Genomic DNA, 20,231 nt, shown 5'->3' on the forward strand with positions numbered 1-20,231 from the left:
GGATCTTCAGGCAGGCAGGACGCGCAAGCTCTGCTCGCCGTCCCACTCGTAGCGGACGCGCAGTCCGGCTTGTTCGGTGATGTCGCGCAGGTAGGCCAGCACGCCCTCGCCGCCCGCGTTGCGGGCCACGGGCACGGGGCGGGCCTGCGCGTCGATGTAGCAAGGGATGAGGCCGGCTTCGAGCTGCCCATCCGGCAGCACGCGGCAGCGCGCGATCAGCGTGTTGCGGCTGTCGGGGTGGAAGGGGTAGGTCGGCATGGCCGGGTCGGGCACGAAGCCGAACAGCTTCTGGCGCCGCTTGGCCCAGGCCAGGCGCTCAGGGCTGTCGTTGCCAGACACCGCGAGCGCGCGCGTCACGCAGACGAAGTTGCCGAGGCCGTGATAGATGGGCTTGCCGCGATAAAGCTCGACGCCCCGCAGGATGTGGGCGTGGTGGCCGATGACAACGTCGGCCCCGGCGTCGATGGCGGCGCGGCTGACGCTGCGCTCATACATCTCGATCTTGGCGGGCACGTGGCCCATGCCCTTGTGCAAAGCGACGAGCACCACATCGACCTGCTGGCGCAGCGCGGCGATGTCGTCCTGCATGGCCTCCAGGCTGTCGGGCGCCGCGAAGGTGTAGACGTTGGGCGGGCCACCCGGGGCGGCGTAGTCCAGCTCATAGTGCGTGAGCACCTTGACGTAGGCACAGCCGGCCTTGCGCGAGGTGGCCCAGGATTCACGCGGGCCGACGCAGTTGTAGCTGAGCACACCGAAGCGCTTGCCACCGCGCTCGACGATGACGGGCTCACGCGCGGCAGTGATGTTGTTGGCCGCGCCGGTGCATTGCAGGCCGAGGCCGCGCAGCGTGGCGACGGTGTCCTCGATGCCATTGGGGCCGACGTCGGCGATGTGGTTGCCGGCCAGGGTGGCGACGTGGAAGCCGGCCGCCGGCAGCGCAGAAAGGTTGTCCGGGTCGGCAGGCGGCGCGGGGATGTCGGTGCTCTGCTCGGAGCCTCGGCGGGTGTGCGGCACCTCGACGTGGCCGATCACGAGATCAGCGGCGGTGAGCGTGGCGCGGCTCGGGTCGAACAGCGGGCCGGGGTTGGGCTCGTCGAGGATGATGTCCCCGACCATCAGGATGTCGATAGGTTTGCTCACAGCCGCTCCTCAATGAAGCGGACCATGTCCGCGTGCACGGCTTCGGCGTTCCAGCCACGGCCATCAACCATGTCGGACTCGACCATCATGGTGGGGATGCCAGCCTTCTCCAACGCAGCGGCGATGAAGCGCTTGCCGCTGGCCGACGGGCGGCTGCCCTTGGGCATCAGGATCACGGCCCCGTCGATGCGGTTCTTCTGCGCCTCCCGCACGATCCACGAGGGTGCATAAGGCGGGTTGTGCAGCACCTCATTCATGGTCACCGCGCGGCTGGCCAGCGCGCGCAGCGGGTCGTCGAGGCCATAGCGGATGTACCAGTCAGGCCCAAAGGGCAGGTACATGCTCCAGACGAAGACGGCGCCATGGCTCTCTTCGAAGGCGTTGTAAAACGCGGTGTTGTGCCAGAGGCCAGCGCCGATCCACATCAGGCGCTTGCGTTCATTGGCGCACACGGCGATGCCGGCATCGACCCGGGCCTCAACTTCCTCGCGGAAGCGCCGCGCATGGCTGAGCGCCCATTCGCTACCCCGGTGCCACTGCGTGGACATGACATTGGTGATCTGCTCAGTGACGCGCACGGGGCACTTGGGCGCTGTGGCGATGAGCTGGCGCACGACTTCGAACTGCTCTTCCTGCTCGTTGACGCGCTGCAGGAAGACGCGCAGCTCGTCTGCGTCAAAGCGCCGGCCACCGATGCCTTCGAGCACGGTGATCAGTTGCTTCAGCTCGTCTACCGCGAAGTCGAGGCGGCGCGGCTCGCACAGCTCTTCCCAGCGGTGGCGAGACAGCTCCCACCAGTTGGCGGGCAGCACCGAGGTGCCGGGCGCTTCGAGCGGGAAGAAGGGCGCGCCGGTTTGGTCGGCCCACTGCTGGAAGATGCGCTGCGAGCAGTCGCAGGTGAGGCGTGCGCACAGCAGTGCGGGCTTGGGCAGGCCGCCCCAAGGAGCCCGCTCGCCGAGATCGACCTTGCTGGTGGCCAGGCCGATGCTGCAGTACTTGCAGAGGTTCTCGTTGTAGCCCTGGGCGTTCATCGCATCCAGGTACTCCTCGGAGAGCCGCTTGGCCGCGACGACGGCCGCCCACCACTGGTTGGTGACGACCGGCACGCCGAGCACGTGGAAGAGGTCGTGCGGGGTGTCGGCATTGACGATGGCGTAGGGCTGGCCGCCCTCGAAGACCTCGCGGCGCAGGCCGGCGAACCAGGTCTTCTGCTTCTCGCCAGCCGCGAGCGTGCAGGCGAGTTGCTTGTCGTTGGAATGGGAAGTCATGTCGGGCTGTGCGCCGCGGGCGTCTTGGCCCGCAGCGACTCGATGAAGGACTGCAGCTCGCGCTGGATCGCGCCGAGGTGGCGCTCGTCGCGGACGTCATGGCGCACCACCAGGTGCGGCAGACCGGCGCGGGCCACGATGGCGGCATCGGGGGGGTAGGACCAACCGTAGATGTCGTCCGGCTCGGGCAGATGGAAGATCACGCCCTGGACGGCCGGCTGCTGCAAGGCAGCATGGAACCAGCGGTCGTCCGGCGGCTGGATGCGCACGCAAGGCACATCGCGCCAGTAGTACTCGAAGACGGCCTGCAGGGGCGGCAGCACGGTGCTGATCAAGGGCGCGCCGGCACGCGCGCCCCAGTCGTCGTCTTCGGCCACGATGCGCGCGCCCAGTTGCTCAACCAGGCGGTGCAGGGCCGAATGCTCCAGCGGCACACCGCGCACCAGCAGGCCAGGCCCGGTCGGCAAGCGCTCTGGGCCGCCGGTGTGCAACCACTGAAGCAAGGCGGGCTCCGCCTCGGCGGGATGCATGAAACGCCAGGCGCTGCTGGCGACCAGGCCTTCAGCGCCGGAGCAAGGCTCGGTCCAGCGCTGCGCCTGCAACTGCGCGAGCAACTGGCGGCGTTGGTTGCCCTCGGCAATCGCGTGCCGCAGGCGGGCATCGGACACCGGCTGACCCACCAAGGTGCCGAGGCGGTCCGCCAGCGCACGCGTGCGGTCCAGGCCATAGGCAGCGCTGCTGGCGCGCTGGGTATGCGGGATGTCGTAGAGCCAGAGCTCAGGGCCGGCGCTGACGACGCCCGTGCGCAGGGCCTCGCGGATCGACAGGAAGAGCTTGTGCTGAGACTCGGTGGAGCGCGGGATGACGAGCAGGTCGAGCGCGTCCAGCGCACCGGTGCAGTAGAGCTCGAAGATCCAGCGGACATCGGGGTCGGCAATCGGCTCGATGTAGACATCGGCGACCGTCGTGAGCATCGGCAAGGGCGCAATGCGCAATGGCACGCAGCCCGCCGCGCGGATCAGCTCCACCGGCACGGTGTTGCCGACGTAGCCCACCACGCGGCTGCCAGCCGCCTTGGCGCTGCGCAGCAGGGCCAGGCGGTCGGCATAGGCGGCAGCGAGCGGGGCGAATTCGGCGTGCGTCATCACGAGCGCTCCCCACGCGACAGGAAGGTACGCAGACGCTCGGTCTTGGGCGCCGCCAGGGTCTCACGCGCCGGGCCTTGCTCGACGATGCGGCCGGCCTCCATGAAGACGATGCGGTCGGCCACCTCACGGGCAAAGTTGATCTCGTGAGTGACGATGATCATCGTCATGCCCTGCTTGGCCAGGTCACGCACCACGGCCAGCACTTCGCCAACCAGCTCGGGATCGAGCGCACTGGTGGGTTCGTCGAACAACATGGCCTGCGGCCGCATCGCCAATGCACGCGCAATCGCCACGCGCTGCTGCTGGCCGCCCGACAACTGCCGTGGGTAGGCGTTCTTCTTGGCCAGCAAGCCCACGCGGTCCAGCAGCTGCTCGGCATAGGCCCTCGCCTGCTCCGGGCTCTCGCCCAGCACCTGCACAGGGCCTTCCATCACATTGCGCAGCACGCTCATGTGCGGGAAGAGGTTGAACTGCTGGAACACCATGCCGATGCGCTGGCGCTGCGCGGCAATGGCGCGATGACCCAGCGCCCGCAGGCCGCCGTCGGTGCGCTCAAATCCCTGTAGCTCGCCGTGCACGTAGACGGCACCGCCCTCGATGGGCACGAGCTGGTGGATGCAGCGCACCAGGGTCGACTTGCCCGAACCCGAAGGGCCGATCAAGGCAACCACTTCGCGCTCAGCCACACTCAGGCTGACGTGGTCCAGCACCAGGGCCTGCCCATACCGCTTCACCAGCCTCTCGACACTCAGGGCACTCTGGCTCGGGGTCACGCTCACTCCAAAGTGGTTACAAAATTGAACTGTTTAAATTGTGAACGTTATGGGTGCTCAATTCAAGACAAAATTGCGCTTTGCTGACCCGGGATTTCCCCAGGCGCTACGACAGACCCAACGATGGCAACCAGACGGACGGTGAAGGACGCGACGCCGCAGCGCCGCCTCAAACTCGGCGCGCTAGAGAACAACCTGGGCTACCTGAGCCGCATGGTGCGCAATGTGGCGCTGCAGTCGTCGGGCGACTACGTGGACGAGCTCGGCTTTGCTACCGGCCAGATCACGATGCTAGGCCTGATCTCTGCCAACTCGGGCGTCTCGCAGAACGTGCTGGCGCAGGCGATGCTGATGCGCAAGTCGCAGGTGACGGGCCTGATCCAAGACTTGGTGGCGCGCGGCTACGTCACACGCGGTGACCACGATGCGGACCGCCGCATCAACACGCTGCGCCTGACCGAAAGCGGCCAGCAGGTGTGGCGCTCGGCCAGGGCACGCATCGACCGTCACAGCGCCTCGATGCTGTCTGGGTTGGAAGAGGCCGAACAGCAGGAACTGACGCGCTTGCTGCGCAAGCTGCTGGCGGCGCACATGGACGACGTGCAGATCGACTTCGGCGAGACCTGAGCGCGGCAAACGCGCATCGATCCTGTCACTGGTGCCCCGAGCCGGAATCGAACCGGCACGCTCCCTCTCGGGTAGCGGCGGATTTTCCTGCCCACTACGGCTTTCGCCGCCGCACTTGAGGCGTTTGGGGTCTGGAGTGCGCCTTGGCCCTGGCGCATCGCGCTGTAGGCCCCCGCCGTCCACTCTCTACACCTTCCCCTTGCGGGGCTTGGCTCGGCATTACCTCGGGCCAAGGGCCCAGGGGCTTCACCGAGTTTGACGGGATTCACGCCTGCGGTTTCCCGGCAGGGTGCTCAAATTGATTCAAGTCCGCTGTGTCTACCAGTTTCACCATCGGGGCAGAGCGCGCAGTCTAATCGCGCAGACCCCCGGCAACGGCGGCCCAATGCAAAACGGGAGGTCTGAACTAACAGACCTCCCGTAGGGCAATGGAGCGGGATAAGAGGCTCGAACTCTCGACCTATACCTTGGCAAGGTATCGCTCTACCAACTGAGCTAATCCCGCATTGATCAATTTTTTGGAGGCGCGATCCGGAGTCGAACCGGACTAACCGGATTTGCAATCCGGGGCATAACCGCTTTGCTATCGCGCCGCTGGCTAACGTTCAATCTCGCCAACAAAATCAGTCGCAACGACTTTGACGAAAAAGGGAAGCCGGGGCTTCCCTTTGAGATACGTGGAGCGGGATAAGAGGCTCGAACTCTCGACCTATACCTTGGCAAGGTATCGCTCTACCAACTGAGCTAATCCCGCTTTGTTTCAGTAGGCCATCTAGATACTTCCTAGCGACCCAAAGAAGCTCTCATTGTAGCCCATTTTTCTTGCTCCAGGCAAGAGGCTGTCTCAGTGCGGGATAGTCTTTGTGGACGCACCGAGCTCTTCGGCCTTGGCTGCAGCCACCGGCACTTCTTCATCCGGCAACGGCGTCGGCACTGCCTCAAGAGCCACTTCCAGCACACGGTCGATCCAGCGCACCGGAACGATCTCAAGCTGGTTCTTCACGTTCTCCGGAATGTCCTGCAAGTCCTTGACGTTCTCTTCAGGAATCATCACGGTCTTGATCCCGCCTCGGTGGGCCGCAAGCAGCTTCTCCTTCAGGCCACCAATCGCCGTCACTTCGCCGCGCAAGGTGATCTCGCCAGTCATCGCCACATCGGCCCGGACCGGAATACCGGTCAAGGTCGACACGAAGGCGGTGGTCATGGCGATACCGGCACTCGGGCCGTCCTTCGGCGTGGCGCCATCGGGCACGTGGATGTGGACGTCGCGCTTGTCGAAGACTTCGTCCTTGATGCCCAGCAGGCGAGCCCGTGAGCGCACGACGGTGCGTGCCGCCTCAACCGACTCCTTCATCACGTCGCCCAGCGAACCGGTGCGGATGATGTTGCCCTTACCAGGCATGGCCGTGGCTTCGATGGTGAGCAGATCGCCTCCCACCTCGGTCCACGCCAGACCGACCACCTGGCCGACCTGGTTCTTCTTCTCGGCGCGACCGAAGTCGAACTTGCGCACGCCAAGGTAGTCGTTGAGGTTGTCCTCGTTGACGACGACCTTGCCCTCGTAGGTTTTGAGCTGAACACCCTTGACCACCTTGCGGCAGATCTTGGAGAGCTCGCGCTCCAACGAACGCACGCCGGCTTCACGGGTGTAGTAGCGGATCACGCCACGGATCGCCGATTCCTCGACGTCCATCTCCTCGTCCTTGACGCCATTGTTCTTGCGCTGCTTGGGCAGCAGATAGCGCTGGGCGATGTTGACCTTTTCGTCTTCGGTGTAGCCCGACAGGCGAATGACTTCCATCCGGTCCAGCAGGGCCGGCGGGATGTTCATCGAATTGGAGGTGGCGACGAACATCACGTCGGACAGATCGAAATCGACCTCGACGTAGTGATCGCTGAAGGTGTGGTTCTGCTCGGGGTCGAGCACTTCCAGCAGGGCCGAGGACGGGTCGCCGCGGAAGTCCATGCCCAGCTTGTCGATCTCGTCGAGCAGGAAGAGCGGATTGCGCGTGCCGACCTTGGACAACGACTGCAGCACCTTGCCCGGCATGGAGCCGATGTAGGTGCGACGGTGGCCACGAATCTCGGCTTCGTCGCGCACGCCGCCCAGGGCCATGCGCACGAACTTGCGCTCGGTCGCACGGGCGATACTCTGGCCGAGCGAGGTCTTGCCCACGCCCGGAGGGCCGACCAGGCACAGGATGGGCGCCTTGACCTTGTCCACGCGCTGCTGGACCGCGAGGTATTCGAGGATGCGTTCCTTGACCTTCTCAAGGCCAAAGTGGTCTTCGTTCAGCACAGCCTCGGCGTTGGCGAGGTCATGCTTGATCTTGGTCTTCTTGCTCCAGGGCAGGCCGACCAAGGTGTCGATGTAGTTGCGCACCACGGTGGCCTCGGCCGACATGGGCGACATCAGCTTGAGCTTCTTGAGCTCGGCATCGGCCTTCTTGCGCGCCTCCTTGGGCATGCGGGCGGCCTTGATCTTCTTGTCGAGCTCTTCGAGGTCGGCGCCCTCTTCGCCATCGCCCAGTTCCTTCTGGATGGCCTTGACCTGCTCGTTCAGGTAGTACTCGCGCTGGCTCTTCTCCATCTGGCGCTTGACGCGGCCACGGATGCGCTTTTCCACCTGCAGGATGTCGACCTCGTGCTCGAGCAGGTCGAGCAGCTTTTCAAGGCGCTGACCAACATCGGGCAGATCCAGCACCGCCTGCTTGGCATCGAGCTTGAGCGGCAGGTGAGCGGCAATGGTGTCGGCCAGGCGGCCGGCATCGTCGATGCCACCGATGGAGGTCAGGATCTCGGGCGGGATCTTCTTGTTGAGTTTGACGTATTGATCAAACTGCTGGGTGACCGCGCGGCGCAGTGCCTCCACCTCGGGGCGGTGCTCGGTCTCGGGCGGCACCGGCACGACGCGTGCGGTGAAGTGTTCGCCGTCAGCGATGTGCTCAGTCCTGGCGCGCTGCACGCCCTCGACGAGCACCTTCACGGTGCCATCGGGGAGCTTGAGCATCTGCAGGATGCTGGAGACGCAACCCACTTCGAACATGTCCTCGGCCTTGGGCTCGTCCTTGCTGGCGGCCTTCTGGGCCACGAGCATGATCTGCCGGCCAGCCTCCATGGCGGCTTCGAGCGCCTTGATGGACTTGGGCCGCCCGACAAACAGCGGGATGACCATGTGGGGGAACACGACCACATCGCGCAGCGGCAGCAGCGGCAGCGTGATGGGCTCGGCGGGAAGTACGGTATGACCGGACATGTGAACCTCTCTTTCTCAAACCCATCTAGGGCCTGAGAGGGCAAATGCAAGTCAATGCCACCAGATGGTGGGTCTCAGGCGCTGGCCTTCGCCTGTTCGCGATAGACCAGCAAGGGGCGTGCCGACGGATCGTCGATGTTGTGCTCGTCGAGCACGACCTTTTCGACGCTCTCTAGCGTCGGGAGGTCAAACATGGTGTCGATGAGGGCTTGCTCCATGATGGAACGCAAGCCGCGCGCGCCCGTCTTGCGGGCCAGCGCCTTGCGGGCAATCGCGCCGAGCGCCGACACGCGGATCTCAAGCTCGACGCCGTCCATCTGGAACAGCTGCTGATACTGTTTGACGAGCGCGTTCTTGGGCTCGGTCAGGATCTGGATCAGTGCATCCTCGGTCAGTTCGCCCAGAGTGGCGACCACCGGCAGGCGGCCGACCAGTTCCGGAATCAGGCCGAACTTGATCAGGTCCTCAGGCTCGACCTCGCGGAACACCTCGGACACCTTGCGCTCCGACTTGCTCTTGACCGTGGCACCAAAGCCGATGCCCGACTTTTCAGAGCGGTTCTGGATGACCTTCTCGAGGCCGTCAAACGCACCACCGCAGATGAACAGGATGTTGGTCGTGTCGATCTGCAGGAAGTCTTGATTGGGATGCTTGCGCCCGCCCTGGGGTGGGACGCTGGCCATGGTGCCTTCGACCAGCTTGAGCAGCGCCTGTTGCACACCTTCGCCGGACACATCGCGTGTGATGGACGGGTTGTCGGCCTTGCGCGAGATCTTGTCGATTTCGTCGATGTAGACGATGCCGCGCTGCGCACGCTCGACGTCGTAATTGCAGTTCTGCAGCAGCTTCTGGATGATGTTCTCGACGTCCTCGCCCACGTAACCGGCCTCGGTCAGCGTGGTGGCGTCAGCGATCACGAAGGGCACATTGAGCAGGCGCGCCAGCGTCTGCGCCAGCAAGGTCTTGCCTGAACCCGTCGGCCCGATCAGCAGGATGTTGCTCTTGGAGAGCTCCACCGAGTCCTTTGCGCTCGCCATGTGGCGCAGGCGCTTGTAGTGGTTGTAGACGGCCACGGCCAGCGTGCGCTTGGCAGGCTCTTGCCCAATCACGTACTGATCAAGGCTGGACTTGATCTCGCCCGGCGTGGGCAGGTCGGAGCGCGTCTGCCGCGCGGCGGTGGCCGGCACGGGCGCAGCCACCTCGTCGCGCACGATGTCGTTGCACAGCTCGATGCACTCGTCGCAGATGAAGACGGAGGGGCCCGCGATCAGCTTCTTGACCTCGTGCTGACTCTTGCCGCAGAACGAGCAGTAGAGGACCTTTTCGCTGGAGCTGCCTTTTTTCTCGGCCATGAAACCTTGGCGCCTTCGCGCGTAAAACCAATCGCAGTGCAGGACCGCGTGAGTTGATGATAGTCCAAAGCCCCCACACGACCTTCCTGCAAGAAGGGGCCTGGAAAGCGCCTGACTCGGAGGGTCAGCCTCCGCGATCACGCGTCATGGACGATGTTCTAGCACCTGATCGATCAGCCCGTATTCCTGAGCTTCCGGGGCGGACATGAAGTAATCACGCTCCGTGTCGAGTTGGATCTTCTCAAGGCTCTGGCCGGTGCGCTCGGCCAGGATGCGGTTGAGCGCGTCGCGGGTCTTCAGGATCTCGCGCGCGTGGATCTCGATGTCCGTGGCCTGGCCCTGCGTGCCACCCAGCGGCTGGTGGATCATGACCTTGGCATTGGGCAGCGAATAGCGCTTGCCCTTGGCGCCAGCGGCCAGCAGGAAGGCGCCCATGCTCGCGGCCATGCCCATGCACAGGGTCGAGACCTCGGGCTTGATGAACTGCATGGTGTCGTAGATGGACATGCCGGCCGACACGCTGCCACCAGGGCTGTTGATGTAGAGCGAGATCTCCTTGTCGGGGTTCTCGCTCTCCAGGAACAGCAACTGCGCGACGACGAGGTTGGCAACCGCATCGTTGACCGGGCCAACCAGGAACACGATGCGCTCGCGCAGCAGGCGCGAGTAGATGTCGTAGGCGCGTTCACCGCGGCCGGACTGTTCGATGACGATGGGCACCATGCCCAGATTGCGGGTGTCGAGCGCGCTCATTCAGATCCTTGACGACGAGGGGACGAGAGTCATGTCCCCATTATGGCGAGCCAAAAAGCAAGGCGCCGGGCCTCACGGCGCGGCGCCTTCACGGGAAAAGGGGTGATTAACCCTGGCTGGCCATCAGTTCATCAAAAGGCAAGGCCTTCTCGACGACCTTGGCATTGGCCAACACGAAGTCGGCCACATTGTTTTCGACGACGACGCCTTCGACCTCGGCCATGCGATCGCGGTCACCCAGGTACCAACGCATCACGTCAGCGGGCTTCTCGTAGCTCTGCGACAGCTCTTCGATGTGAGCACGCAGTTGCTCGGGCTTGGCATTGAGGTTGTTGGCGCGAACCAGTTCACCCACGATCAGGCCCAGGCGCACGCGGCGCTCGGCCTGGGGCTTGAAGATGTCGGTCGGGATTTCAGCCTTGTCGGCATCCTTGACGCCGCGCTTCTTCAGGTCTTCGCGGGCCTGGCCCACCATGCGCTGGGCCTCGTTCTCGACCAGGGCATTGGGCACATCGAGCTCGGCCACCTTGATCAGCGCCTCCATGGCAGCGCTCTTGTTGCGCGCCAGCACGCGGAACTTGATCTCGCGCTCGAGGTTCTTCTTGATGTCGGCGCGCAGGCCTTCAATGGTCGCCTCCTTGATGCCCAGGGCCTTGGCAAAGGCCTCGTTCACTTCGGGCAGGTGCTGGGCTTCGATCTTCTTGACGGTGACCAGGAAGTCGGCTTCCTTGCCGGCCACGTCCTTGCCGTGATAGTCCTCGGGGAACTGCAGCGGGAAGGTCTTGGACTCGCCCAACTTCATGCCACGCACGGCGGCGTCGAACTGCTCCAGCATCTGGCCTTCGCCGATCAGGAACTGGAAGCCTTCGGCCTTGCCGCCTTCAAAAGGCTCGCCGTCGATCTTGCCTTCGAAGTCGATGGTGACCCGATCACCGGCTTGGGCCACATCAGCCGCTGCGCGCTGGGCGAAGCTGCGGCGCTGCTTGCGCAGGATCTCGACGGTCTTGTCGATGGCCTCTTCGGTCACTTCGCTGGCGATGCGCTCGACCTCGGCCTGGCTCAGATCACCAATCTTGACTTCCGGGTAGACCTCGAAGGTCGCATCAAAAGCCATCTGGCCTTCGGGCGCTTCAGACTTCTGCTCGATGCGGGGCATACCGGCCACGCGCAGCTTGGCTTCGTTGGCAGCGCTGAAGAAGGCCTGGCCGACCTTGTCATTGACCACTTCGTACTGCACGTTGTAGCCATAACGCTGGGCCACGACGTTCATCGGCACCTTGCCGGGACGGAAGCCGTCGGCCTTGACGGTGCGCGCCAGCTTCTTGAGGCGGGACTCGACTTCGCTGTTGATGTCAGCGGCCGCCACCGTGAGGGTGATGCGGCGTTCGAGCTTTTCGAGGGTTTCGACGGTGACAGCCATGTTGACTCTTACAGAACAACGGTTGAATGGAGTGGTGCGCGGGGCCGGACTCGAACCGGCACGCCCGTGAAGGCGTCAGGACCTAAACCTGGTGCGTCTACCAATTTCGCCACCCGCGCGAGAAGGTAGGCACTGCCGAGGAGGCTCGGTACAGAGCAACCCCGGCGAGCCGGTAGGCAATTCGGCAAACCCGCGATTGTAGCGAGCCTTGCCGGGCTCAGCCGGCCGGGCTGGGCCGTGGCGGCGCGTCGCCCGGCAGCGGCTCCGGCAAGTCGTCCTCGGGCCAGGGAGACTCAGTCACCTCCAGACCCTGCGACACGGTCGGCGCAAAGGCGGCATCTGCCGGGCCGGCAGGGCCGTCGTCGAGGACTTCGGTGTCCAGCATCGCGTCCGGCGGCTCGTCACCCGGATTGCCGACGCGGAACCAGGCGGCATACATGGCCGGCAGCGCCAGCAGGGTCAACACCGTCGCCACGACCAGGCCACCCATGATGGCCACGGCCATCGGGCCCCAGAACACGCTGCGCGACAGCGGGATCATGGCCAGCACGGCAGCCGCCGCCGTCAGCACGATGGGCCGGAAGCGCCGCACCGCCGCCTCGATGATGGCCTCGGCATCCGGCACGCCACGGGCGCGGTCCTGCTCGATCTGGTCGATCAGGATCACCGAGTTGCGCTGGATCATGCCCATCAGCGCGATCACGCCGAGCAGGGCCACAAAGCCAAAGGGGCGATTGAGCAGCAGCAAGGCCGCAGCGACACCGGCAATCCCGAGCGGCCCGGTCAGGAAGACCAGCATCGCGCGGCTGAAGCTGTGCAACTGCAGCATCAGCAAGGTGAAGGTGATGAACAGCATGATGGGCACGCCCACGGCAATCGAGCCCTGGCCCTTGCTGCTCTCTTCGACGGCACCGGCAATCTCCATCCGGTAGCCGCTGGGCATCTTCTGGCTGAGCGCTTCAAGCTGCGGCCAGACTTCGCGGGTCACGGTCGCGCCCTGCATGCCCTCGGCCACATCGCCCTGCACGGTCACCGCGTAGTTGCGCCCTTCGCGCCACAGCACGCCGGGCTCCCACTCGAAATTGACCCTGGCAATCTGCAGCAGCGGGACGGCACGGCCAGTGGCGGTGGGCACATAGGCATTGCCCAGGTCTGTGATGACTTCGCGCTCTTCGAGTGGCTGGCGCAGCACGATGTCGATCAGCTTGTCGGCTTCGCGGTACTGGCCGATGACCGTGCCCGACAGCAGCGTGCGCGCCGCCTGCGCCAGGCTCTGGCTGCTGACACCGAGCGCGCGGGCCTTGTCCTGGTCCACCAGCAGACGCAGCACCTTGACGGACTCGTTCCAGTTGTCGTTCACCCCGCGCATGTGCGGGTTGGTGCGCAGGATGCCCTTGGCCTGGTCGGCCCACTGGCGCACCACCTGCGGGTCAGCCCCCACCACGCGGAACTGCACCGGGTAGGGCACGGGCGGGCCGTTGGGCAGCAGCTTGGCGCGGCCGCGTGCCTCGGGGAACTCGTCGGCCAGGATCTGCGGCAGGCGCTGGCGCAGGGCCTCGCGCTCGGCCAGCGACTTGGGTAGCAGGATGCTCTGCGCCACATTGACCTGCGGAAAGATCTGGTCCAGCGGCAGATAGAAACGCGGCACGCCCGAGCCCACCCAGGTGCTGACGGATTGCAGGCTGGGCTCCTGAAGCATGCGCGCCTCGAAGCGGCGGGCCAGGCGGTCGGTCTCCTGGATGGTGGACCCTTCGGGCAGCCACAGGTCGACCAGGATCTCGGGCCGGCTCGAATCCGGGAAGAACTGCTGCTGCACCTTGCCCATGCCGGCCAGGCCCAGCAGGAAGATCAGCACCGTGATGCCGATGGTCTTCCAGCGGTGCACCACGCACCAGGCGACCAGTCGGCGAAAGCGGGCATAGAAGGGTGTGTCGAAGATCTCGTGCGGCTGCCCTTCCGCGTGCGGCCGTGTGCGCAGCAGCAAGGCGCCCAGATAGGGCACGAAGTAGACCGACACGAACCACGAGATCACCAGCGCCGCCGCCGTGACGGCAAAGATGGCGAAGGTGTATTCACCCACCGTCGAGCGCGCCAAGCCAATGGGCAGGAAGCCGACGGCCGTGATCAAGGTGCCCGTCAGCATCGGCATGGCCGTCACGTCGTAGGCAAAGGTGGCGGCGCGGAGCTTGTCATAGCCCTCCTCCAGCTTGCGCACCATCATCTCGACGGCAATGATGGCGTCGTCCACCAGCAGCCCGAGCGCAATGATCAGCGAGCCCAGCGAGATCTTGTGCAGGCCCACGCCCCAATAGAGCATGGTCACGAAGGTGATCGCCAGCACCAGCGGGATGGTGATGCCCACCACCAGGCCAGGCCAGACGTCGATGCTGAACTTGAAGCCCGGCCGCATGTGCAGGCCCAGGCTCAGGAAGCTCACCGCCAGCACCACCACCACGGCCTCGATCAGCACGTGCACGAACTCGCCGACCGAGGTGGTCACGGCCTTGGGCTGATCCTGGATCTTGTCGAGCCGGATGCCGGCCGGCAGCTCGGCCTCGATGGCCTTGGTCGCGTCTGCCAAGGCCTTGCCCATGGCGATGATGTCCCCGCCCTTGGCCATCGAGACGCCCAGTGCCAGCACCTGCTTGCCTTGGTGGCGCACCATGACGGCCGGTGGGTCCACGTAGGCGCGATGGATGGTGGCGATGTCGCCCAGGCGCAGGCTGCTGAAGCTGCCCGTTGCGGGGTTCACGGCGCGGATCGGGAACTCCTCCAGCGCCTGGACCGAGTTGAACTGCCCCTGGACGCGCACCTGCAGGTTGGCCGTGCCGGCATTCAGCACACCCGCCCCCTCCACCGCGTTCTGGGCGTTGAGCTGGCCAATTACCTGGTTGAAGTCCAGGCCCATCTGGGCCAGGCGCTTGTGCGAGATCTCGATGAAGACCTTCTCGGCCTGAGCACCAAAGATCTCGACCTTGGCCACGTCCTTGACCTGCAGCAGCACCTGGCGGACCCGGTCGGCCTGCTCGCGCAATTCTTCCTGGCTGAAGCCGTCGGCGGCCAGCGCGTAGATGGTGCCGTAGACATCGCCGAACTCGTCGTTGAAGAAAGGCCCGATCACGCCCTGCGGCAGCGTGGGCCGCATGTCGCCGATCTTCTTGCGCACCTGGTACCAGGCGTCCGGCACTTCCTTGGGCGGCGTGTTGTCCTTCAGCAGGAAGATGGTGAGCGACTCACCCGGCTTGGTGTACGAACGGATCTTGTCCGCGTGGTTCACCTCCTGCAGCGTCTTCTCGATCTTGTCGGTGACCTGGTCGGCCACCTGCTGGGCCGTGGCGCCCGGCCAGAAGGCCTGCACCACCATCGCCCGGAAGGTGAACGGCGGGTCCTCGTCCTGCCCGAGCTGGAAATAGGCGGCAAAGCCCATCAGCATCAGCACCACCATCAGGTAGCGCGTCAGCGCCGGGTGCTCCAGCGCCCACCGGGACAGGTTGAAGCCCGTGGATTCGTCGTCCTGGATCATGCGTGGCCCCGGTCAGTGCGAGGCTGCGGGCGCGGCCGGTGCAGGCGCAGCAGCGCGTGGCGGCTGATAGCGCTTGACCTTCTGCCCCGGCGACAGCGTGTGCACACCGGCCACCACCACTTCCTGGCCCTTGCTCAGGCCAGCGGCAATCACCACATCATTGCCATCGGCACCGGCGGGCTGCACGGGCACGGCATTGACCGTCATGCTGGAAGGGTCCAGCACCCAGACCACGGACTTGCCGCCCTGCTCGGTCAGCGCCGTCGTCGGCAGCTTGATCACGTCGTCCGCCGCCGGCAGGTCCAGCACCACCGTGGCGGTCTGTCCCAGCTTGGCCTCAACGCGGCCCAGGTCGGCCTTCACAAGAAACGTGCGCGTCACCGGATCGGCCGCCGCCGCGACCTCGCGCAATTGCACGGGCACCGCGTCGTCACGGCCCCAGAGACGAACCTTGAGCGCGCCGGGCCGGCTGGCCACGGCCCGCAGTTGGGCCACCCGGTCCTCGGGCACCGAGAACACCACGTCGCGCGGGCCATCCAGCGCCACGCGCAGCACCGGCTGGCCGGCTGGCAGCACCATGCCGGGTTCAGCCTCCACGCCGGTCACCACGCCGGCGACGTCGGCCACCAACTGCGCATAGGCGGCCTGGTTGACCTGGGCATCGGCCTGCGCCCGCGCCTGGTCGAGCTGGGCCTGGGCGGCCTTGAAGGCACTGTCACGCCGCTCCAGCTCGGCAGCCGAGATGAAGCCCTTTTGCTGCAACTCGACGAAGCGCTTGTAGTCAGCCCCGGCTTGATCGCGCCCGGTACGGGCGGCGGCCACGGCGGCCTCGGCAGCCCCACGGGCGAGGACCAGGTCCTTGCTGTCGATGCGCGCCAGCACCTGGCCCGCTTTCACGCTGTCGCCCAGGTTGACCTCGCGCTGCAGCAGCTTGCCCGGCACCCGGAAGGCCAGCCGCGACTCGATACGCGCCCGCACCTCGGCCGCATACTCATGGGACTGCGCGGCCATGCCCGACGCGACCACCACGGTCCGAACGGCCCGCAGGGGCTCGGGCTGGGCTGGCGGCTTGCCGCAAGCTGCCAGGATGGCGGCAGCCAGCAGGACCAGCACAATCTTGAAACTTTGCATGCGCGACCTTGTCGTCTCGCACCGGGCAGCGATGCCCCGGCGCGAAGCCCTGAAAAATAAATGACCGGCGGGTCAGTAATGTATTCAGCGCTCGCCGGCAGTGTCAAACCCCCAACCCGCGATGGCATCTGCAGCCCCGTGAGCGTCGACCACTACGAGAACTTTCCCGTCGCGTCGTGGCTGTGCCCGCCACAGCTGCGTCCCGCCGTGGTGGCGCTGTATCACTTTGCCCGCACTGCGGACGATATCGCCGACGAAGGCGACGCCAATGCAACAACAAGGCGGCAATTGTTGGCTGACTACCGGGCTGATCTGGCCCGGGTGTATGCCGGCCAGCCCCCGAGTGAGCGCTGGCGTGAGCGCGTCTTTGCTGCCGTGGCGCAGGAGCGGCACCGCCTTGACCCTGCCCTGCTGACCCTGCTGGTCGAAGCCTTCGAGCAGGATCTGGAGCCACCGCGCTACCAGGACCGCGCCCACCTGCTCGACTATTGCCGCCGCTCGGCCAACCCCGTGGGCCGTCAGTTGCTGGCGCTCTATGGGCAGACCGATCCCGACAGCCTCGCCCAGTCCGACGCGATCTGCAGCGCGCTGCAGCTCATCAACTTTTGGCAGGACTTCAGCCGCGACGGCCCGCGTGGCCGGCTCTATGTGCCGCAGTCCGACCTGGATGCCCATGGCGTGTCGGCCGACGACATCCTGGCCTGCCGCGACAGCCCCGCCGCGCGCGCCCTGACCCAGGCCCTGTGCCAGTGGGCCCGGGCGCTGATGCAACAGGGCGCACCGCTGGCGCTGCGCCTGCCGGGCCGTGCCGGCTGGGAATTGCGCTTGGTTGTGCAAGGTGGGCTGGCAATCCTGGCCAAAATCGAGGCCATGCACTTCGCCAGCCTGCTTCGCCGTCCGCGCCTCACCGCGTGGGATGCCCCCGCCCTGCTCTGGCGTGCCCTGAGGATGCGTGCATGACCCCGGAGCAGTACGTGCAGGAAAAGGCCGCCGCCAGCGGGTCGAGCTTTTATTACGCCTTCCTCTTCCTGCCACCGCCCAAGCGCGCAGCCATCACGGCCTTCTATGCGTTCTGCCGCGAGGTCGATGACGTGGTGGACGAAGCCAGCGACCTGGGCGTCGCCGCAACCAAGCTGGCCTGGTGGCGCCAGGAGGTGGCGCGCGGCTTTGCTGGCACGCCGCAGCACCCGGTGATGCAGGCCCTGATGCCGCAGGTGAGCCTGTACGGCCTGAAGGCCGAGCAGTTGCTGGCGGTGATCGAAGGCTGCGAGATGGACCTGCAGCAGACCCGCTACCTCGACTTCGCCGGCCTCGCCCGCTACTGCCATCTGGTGGCCGGTGTGGTGGGCGAGGTGGCCTGCCAGATCTTCGGCCAGCCCTCGGCGCAGACCTTCGCCTACGCCCACAAGCTGGGCCTGGCGATGCAGCTGACCAACATCATTCGCGATGTGGGCGACGACGCGCGGCGCGGCCGCATCTACCTGCCCGTGGATGAGCTGCAGCAGTTTGGCGTCAAGGCCAACGAGATCCTGCTGCGCACCGCGCCCTGGGGCTATAGCGACCGCTTCACCGCCCTGATGCGCTTCCAGGCGCAGCGTGCCCACGCACTGTTTGACGAGGCGCTGGCTCTGCTGCCCAAGGACGAGCGGCGCGACCAGAAGACCGGCCTGATGATGGCCCACATCTACCGCGCACTGCTGCGCGAAGTGGAGCGCGAGAACTTCCAGGTGCTGCACCAGCGCATTTCGCTCACGCCGCTGCGCAAGCTCTGGATCGCGATGAAGACGAATTGGACCGCGTGAAGGTCGCCGTCATCGGCGGCGGATGGGCGGGGCTTTCGGCAGCGGTCAGCCTCGCCGAAGCCGGTCACTCGGTCACCCTCTATGAAATGGCCCCGCAGCTTGGCGGCCGCGCCCGCAGCGTACCGGGCGAGCCGGTCTGCGACAACGGCCAGCACATCCTGATTGGCGCCTACGTCGAGACCCTGGCGTTGATGCGGCGCGTGGGCGTAGACGTCGAAGCCGCCCTGCTGCGCACACCGCTGCACCTGCCCTACCCCGGCGAGCCCGGCCTGCGTTTGCCCGGCGGGCAGCCGCTGGTGAGCTTCACGCGCGGGGTGCTGGCCAACAGCCAATGGCCGCTATCCGCGCGCCTGGCCTTGCTGGTGCGTGCCGGGCGCTGGCTGCTGCAAGGCTTCAAGGCGCCAGCTGACCAAACCGTGGCTGCGCTGGCTGCCGGCCTGCCGCCAGTGTTGGCACGCGACCTCGTCGAGCCACTTTGCGTGGCGGCGCTGAACACGCCCGCCCATCAGGCCAGTGCCCAGGTGTTTCTGCGCGTGCTGCGCGACGCCCTCTTCAGCGGCCCCGGCAGCGCCGACCTGCTGCTGCCCCGCCAACCGCTGTCAGACCTGCTGCCCGCCCCGGCGGAGCGCTGGCTGCTGGCGCGCGGTGCCACGGTACGCGCTGGCGCCCGGGTGCATGCGCTGGCGCGCCACCACGCGGCCTGGATGGTGGACGGTGAAGCGGCCGATGCCGTCGTGCTGGCCTGCAGCGCCCGGGAGGCTGCGCGGCTGACCGCCGACATCGCGCCCGCCTGGTCGGCTGAGGCAGCAGCGTTCGAGTACCAACCCATCGTCACCGTCACCTTGCAAAGCCCAGGCAGCCGCCTGGAAGCGCCCATGGTCGCGCTGCGCGAGGGCCCCGACGCACCCGCCCAGTTCGTGTTCGACCACGGGCAGCTCGGCCTCGCACCGGGGCGCTTTGCCTTTGTCGTCAGCGGTGCGGCGACCTGGGTGGCACGTGGTGACGTGGCCGAGCGGGTGCGCGATCAGGCCCTCGCCGCCCTGCCCTGGGCCGAGCCGCCGGTGATCGAGCGCGTGCTGATCGAGAAGCGCGCCACCTTTGCCTGCACACCCGGGCTGCGCCGGCCGCCAGCCGCCATCGCACCCGGCCTGGTAGCCGCAGGCGACTACGTGGCCGGCCCCTACCCCGCCACGCTGGAGGGCGCGGTGCGTGCCGGCCGCGCCGCGTCTCGCTTGGTGGCAAGCGCTTCCGTCATGCAAAATCGGTCGCCATGAAGGACAAACCGCCGCAGACACCCGCCATCCAGGTGCTGGAGCGCATGTTCTCGCTCTTGGACCTGCTCGCCAGTCATCAGGACCCCGTCTCGCTCAAAGCCTTGAGCGAAGCCACGGGCCTGCACCCGTCCACCGCCCACCGCATCCTGAACGACCTGACCATCGGCCGCTTCGTGGACCGCCCCGAGGCCGGCAGCTACCGGCTGGGCATGCGCCTGCTGGAGCTGGGCAACCTCGTCAAAGCACGGCTGGACGTGCGCGACGCCGCCCTACCGGCCATGCGCGAGCTGCACAAGTTCACCCACCAGCCGGTCAACCTCTCAGTGCGCCAGGGCGACGAGATCGTCTACATCGAGCGCACTTACTCTGAGCGCTCAGGCATGCAGGTGGTCCGCGCCGTGGGCGGCCGGGCGCCGCTGCATCTCACCTCGGTGGGCAAGCTCTTCCTCGCCAGCGACGACCCGCAACGCGTGCGCGCCTATGCCACGCGCACCGGCCTCGCCGGCCACACACGCAACAGCCTGACCGAACTCGGCAGCCTGGAGCGGGAGCTTGCACTGGTGCGCCAGCGCGGTGTAGCCCGCGACGACGAAGAGCTGGAACTGGGCGTGCGCTGCATGGCCGCCGGCATCTACGACGACCAGTCCAAGCTGGTAGCGGGCCTGTCCATCTCGGCGCCCGCCGATCGGCTGGAAGAAGCCTGGATCGCCCGCCTCAAGGAAACCGCCGCGCAGATCTCCAGCGCGCTCGGCTACCGGGGCTAA

At 66.2% G+C, this 20,231-nt stretch carries 15 protein-coding genes and 4 tRNA genes; 5 read left to right on the top strand and 14 right to left on the bottom strand.

Annotation, left to right across the window (positions count from 1 at the left end; translation table 11 throughout):
* Positions 1-6: 6 nt before the first annotated feature.
* From ABDJ85_RS15345 to ABDJ85_RS15360, 4 genes are read right to left on the bottom strand one after another with little or no spacing between them, the layout of a single operon-like run.
* Entirely contained in the window at positions 7-1,140 is a 1,134-nt protein-coding gene (locus tag ABDJ85_RS15345; protein ID WP_347705661.1) for a CapA family protein, read from the bottom strand.
* A complete protein-coding gene (locus ABDJ85_RS15350; RefSeq protein ID WP_347705662.1) occupies positions 1,137-2,408 on the bottom strand; it encodes a 2-hydroxyacyl-CoA dehydratase subunit D in 1,272 nt (423 codons plus the stop codon). The genes ABDJ85_RS15345 and ABDJ85_RS15350 overlap by 4 nt, the downstream gene beginning before the upstream one ends.
* Positions 2,405-3,553 carry a 2-hydroxyacyl-CoA dehydratase gene (locus ABDJ85_RS15355; protein ID WP_347705663.1) on the bottom strand — a complete coding sequence of 383 codons (1,149 nt, stop codon included), beginning with the start codon at positions 3,551-3,553 and terminating at the stop codon, positions 2,405-2,407. Before ABDJ85_RS15355 ends, ABDJ85_RS15350 begins: the two co-directional genes overlap by 4 nt.
* Positions 3,553-4,329 (bottom strand): amino acid ABC transporter ATP-binding protein, encoded by a 777-nt coding sequence (locus ABDJ85_RS15360; RefSeq protein WP_430765556.1) that lies wholly within the window; start codon positions 4,327-4,329, stop codon positions 3,553-3,555. The genes ABDJ85_RS15355 and ABDJ85_RS15360 overlap by 1 nt, the downstream gene beginning before the upstream one ends.
* Positions 4,330-4,452: 123 nt before the next feature.
* Here ABDJ85_RS15360 and ABDJ85_RS15365 point away from each other — a divergent pair, with 123 nt between their 5' ends.
* The gene (locus tag ABDJ85_RS15365; protein ID WP_347705664.1) at positions 4,453-4,956 is read left to right on the top strand and encodes a MarR family winged helix-turn-helix transcriptional regulator; all 504 of its coding nucleotides are present in this window, start codon (positions 4,453-4,455) and stop codon (positions 4,954-4,956) included.
* Between the two features lie 429 nt (positions 4,957-5,385).
* Here the strand turns inward: ABDJ85_RS15365 and ABDJ85_RS15370 are convergent.
* The 10 genes from ABDJ85_RS15370 to ABDJ85_RS15415 form a co-directional block, all read right to left on the bottom strand.
* A tRNA-Gly gene (locus ABDJ85_RS15370) sits at positions 5,386-5,461 on the bottom strand.
* 14 nt (positions 5,462-5,475) lie between these two features.
* A tRNA-Cys gene (locus ABDJ85_RS15375) sits at positions 5,476-5,549 on the bottom strand.
* A gap of 85 nt (positions 5,550-5,634) precedes the next feature.
* Positions 5,635-5,710, bottom strand: a tRNA-Gly gene (locus ABDJ85_RS15380).
* A 90-nt stretch (positions 5,711-5,800) separates the two neighbouring features.
* Positions 5,801-8,212 (bottom strand): endopeptidase La, encoded by a 2,412-nt coding sequence (lon, locus tag ABDJ85_RS15385; RefSeq protein ID WP_347705665.1) that lies wholly within the window; start codon positions 8,210-8,212, stop codon positions 5,801-5,803.
* 74 nt (positions 8,213-8,286) lie between these two features.
* Positions 8,287-9,564, bottom strand: coding sequence for an ATP-dependent Clp protease ATP-binding subunit ClpX (clpX, locus tag ABDJ85_RS15390; RefSeq protein WP_347705666.1), 1,278 nt, complete (start codon positions 9,562-9,564; stop codon positions 8,287-8,289).
* 144 nt (positions 9,565-9,708) lie between these two features.
* The gene (gene clpP / locus ABDJ85_RS15395) at positions 9,709-10,317 is read right to left on the bottom strand and encodes an ATP-dependent Clp endopeptidase proteolytic subunit ClpP (protein WP_347705667.1); all 609 of its coding nucleotides are present in this window, start codon (positions 10,315-10,317) and stop codon (positions 9,709-9,711) included.
* Between the two features lie 106 nt (positions 10,318-10,423).
* Entirely contained in the window at positions 10,424-11,737 is a 1,314-nt protein-coding gene (tig, locus tag ABDJ85_RS15400) for a trigger factor (protein ID WP_347705668.1), read from the bottom strand.
* A gap of 32 nt (positions 11,738-11,769) precedes the next feature.
* Positions 11,770-11,856 (bottom strand) — tRNA-Leu (locus tag ABDJ85_RS15405).
* A 98-nt stretch (positions 11,857-11,954) separates the two neighbouring features.
* Complete coding sequence (locus ABDJ85_RS15410; RefSeq protein WP_347705669.1) at positions 11,955-15,260, bottom strand: efflux RND transporter permease subunit; 3,306 nt, start codon at positions 15,258-15,260, stop codon at positions 11,955-11,957.
* Positions 15,261-15,272: 12 nt separating this feature from the next.
* Complete coding sequence (locus tag ABDJ85_RS15415; protein WP_347705670.1) at positions 15,273-16,391, bottom strand: efflux RND transporter periplasmic adaptor subunit; 1,119 nt, start codon at positions 16,389-16,391, stop codon at positions 15,273-15,275.
* A 78-nt stretch (positions 16,392-16,469) separates the two neighbouring features.
* Between ABDJ85_RS15415 and hpnC the strand changes: the two genes are divergently transcribed.
* Genes hpnC through ABDJ85_RS15435 form a run of 4 tightly spaced genes read left to right on the top strand, consistent with a single transcriptional unit; the run spans position 16,470 to position 20,231 of the window.
* Positions 16,470-17,351, top strand: coding sequence for a squalene synthase HpnC (gene hpnC / locus ABDJ85_RS15420; RefSeq protein WP_347705671.1), 882 nt, complete (start codon positions 16,470-16,472; stop codon positions 17,349-17,351).
* Positions 17,348-18,193 carry a presqualene diphosphate synthase HpnD gene (hpnD, locus tag ABDJ85_RS15425; protein ID WP_347705672.1) on the top strand — a complete coding sequence of 282 codons (846 nt, stop codon included), beginning with the start codon at positions 17,348-17,350 and terminating at the stop codon, positions 18,191-18,193. The genes hpnC and hpnD overlap by 4 nt, the downstream gene beginning before the upstream one ends.
* Entirely contained in the window at positions 18,190-19,467 is a 1,278-nt protein-coding gene (gene hpnE / locus ABDJ85_RS15430) for a hydroxysqualene dehydroxylase HpnE (protein ID WP_347705673.1), read from the top strand. Before hpnD ends, hpnE begins: the two co-directional genes overlap by 4 nt.
* Complete coding sequence (locus ABDJ85_RS15435) at positions 19,464-20,231, top strand: IclR family transcriptional regulator (protein ID WP_347705674.1); 768 nt, start codon at positions 19,464-19,466, stop codon at positions 20,229-20,231. Before hpnE ends, ABDJ85_RS15435 begins: the two co-directional genes overlap by 4 nt.

The organism is Roseateles paludis, assembly GCF_039872745.1.
In the GTDB taxonomy this organism is placed as follows: Bacteria; Pseudomonadota; Gammaproteobacteria; order Burkholderiales; family Burkholderiaceae_C; genus Pelomonas; species Pelomonas paludis.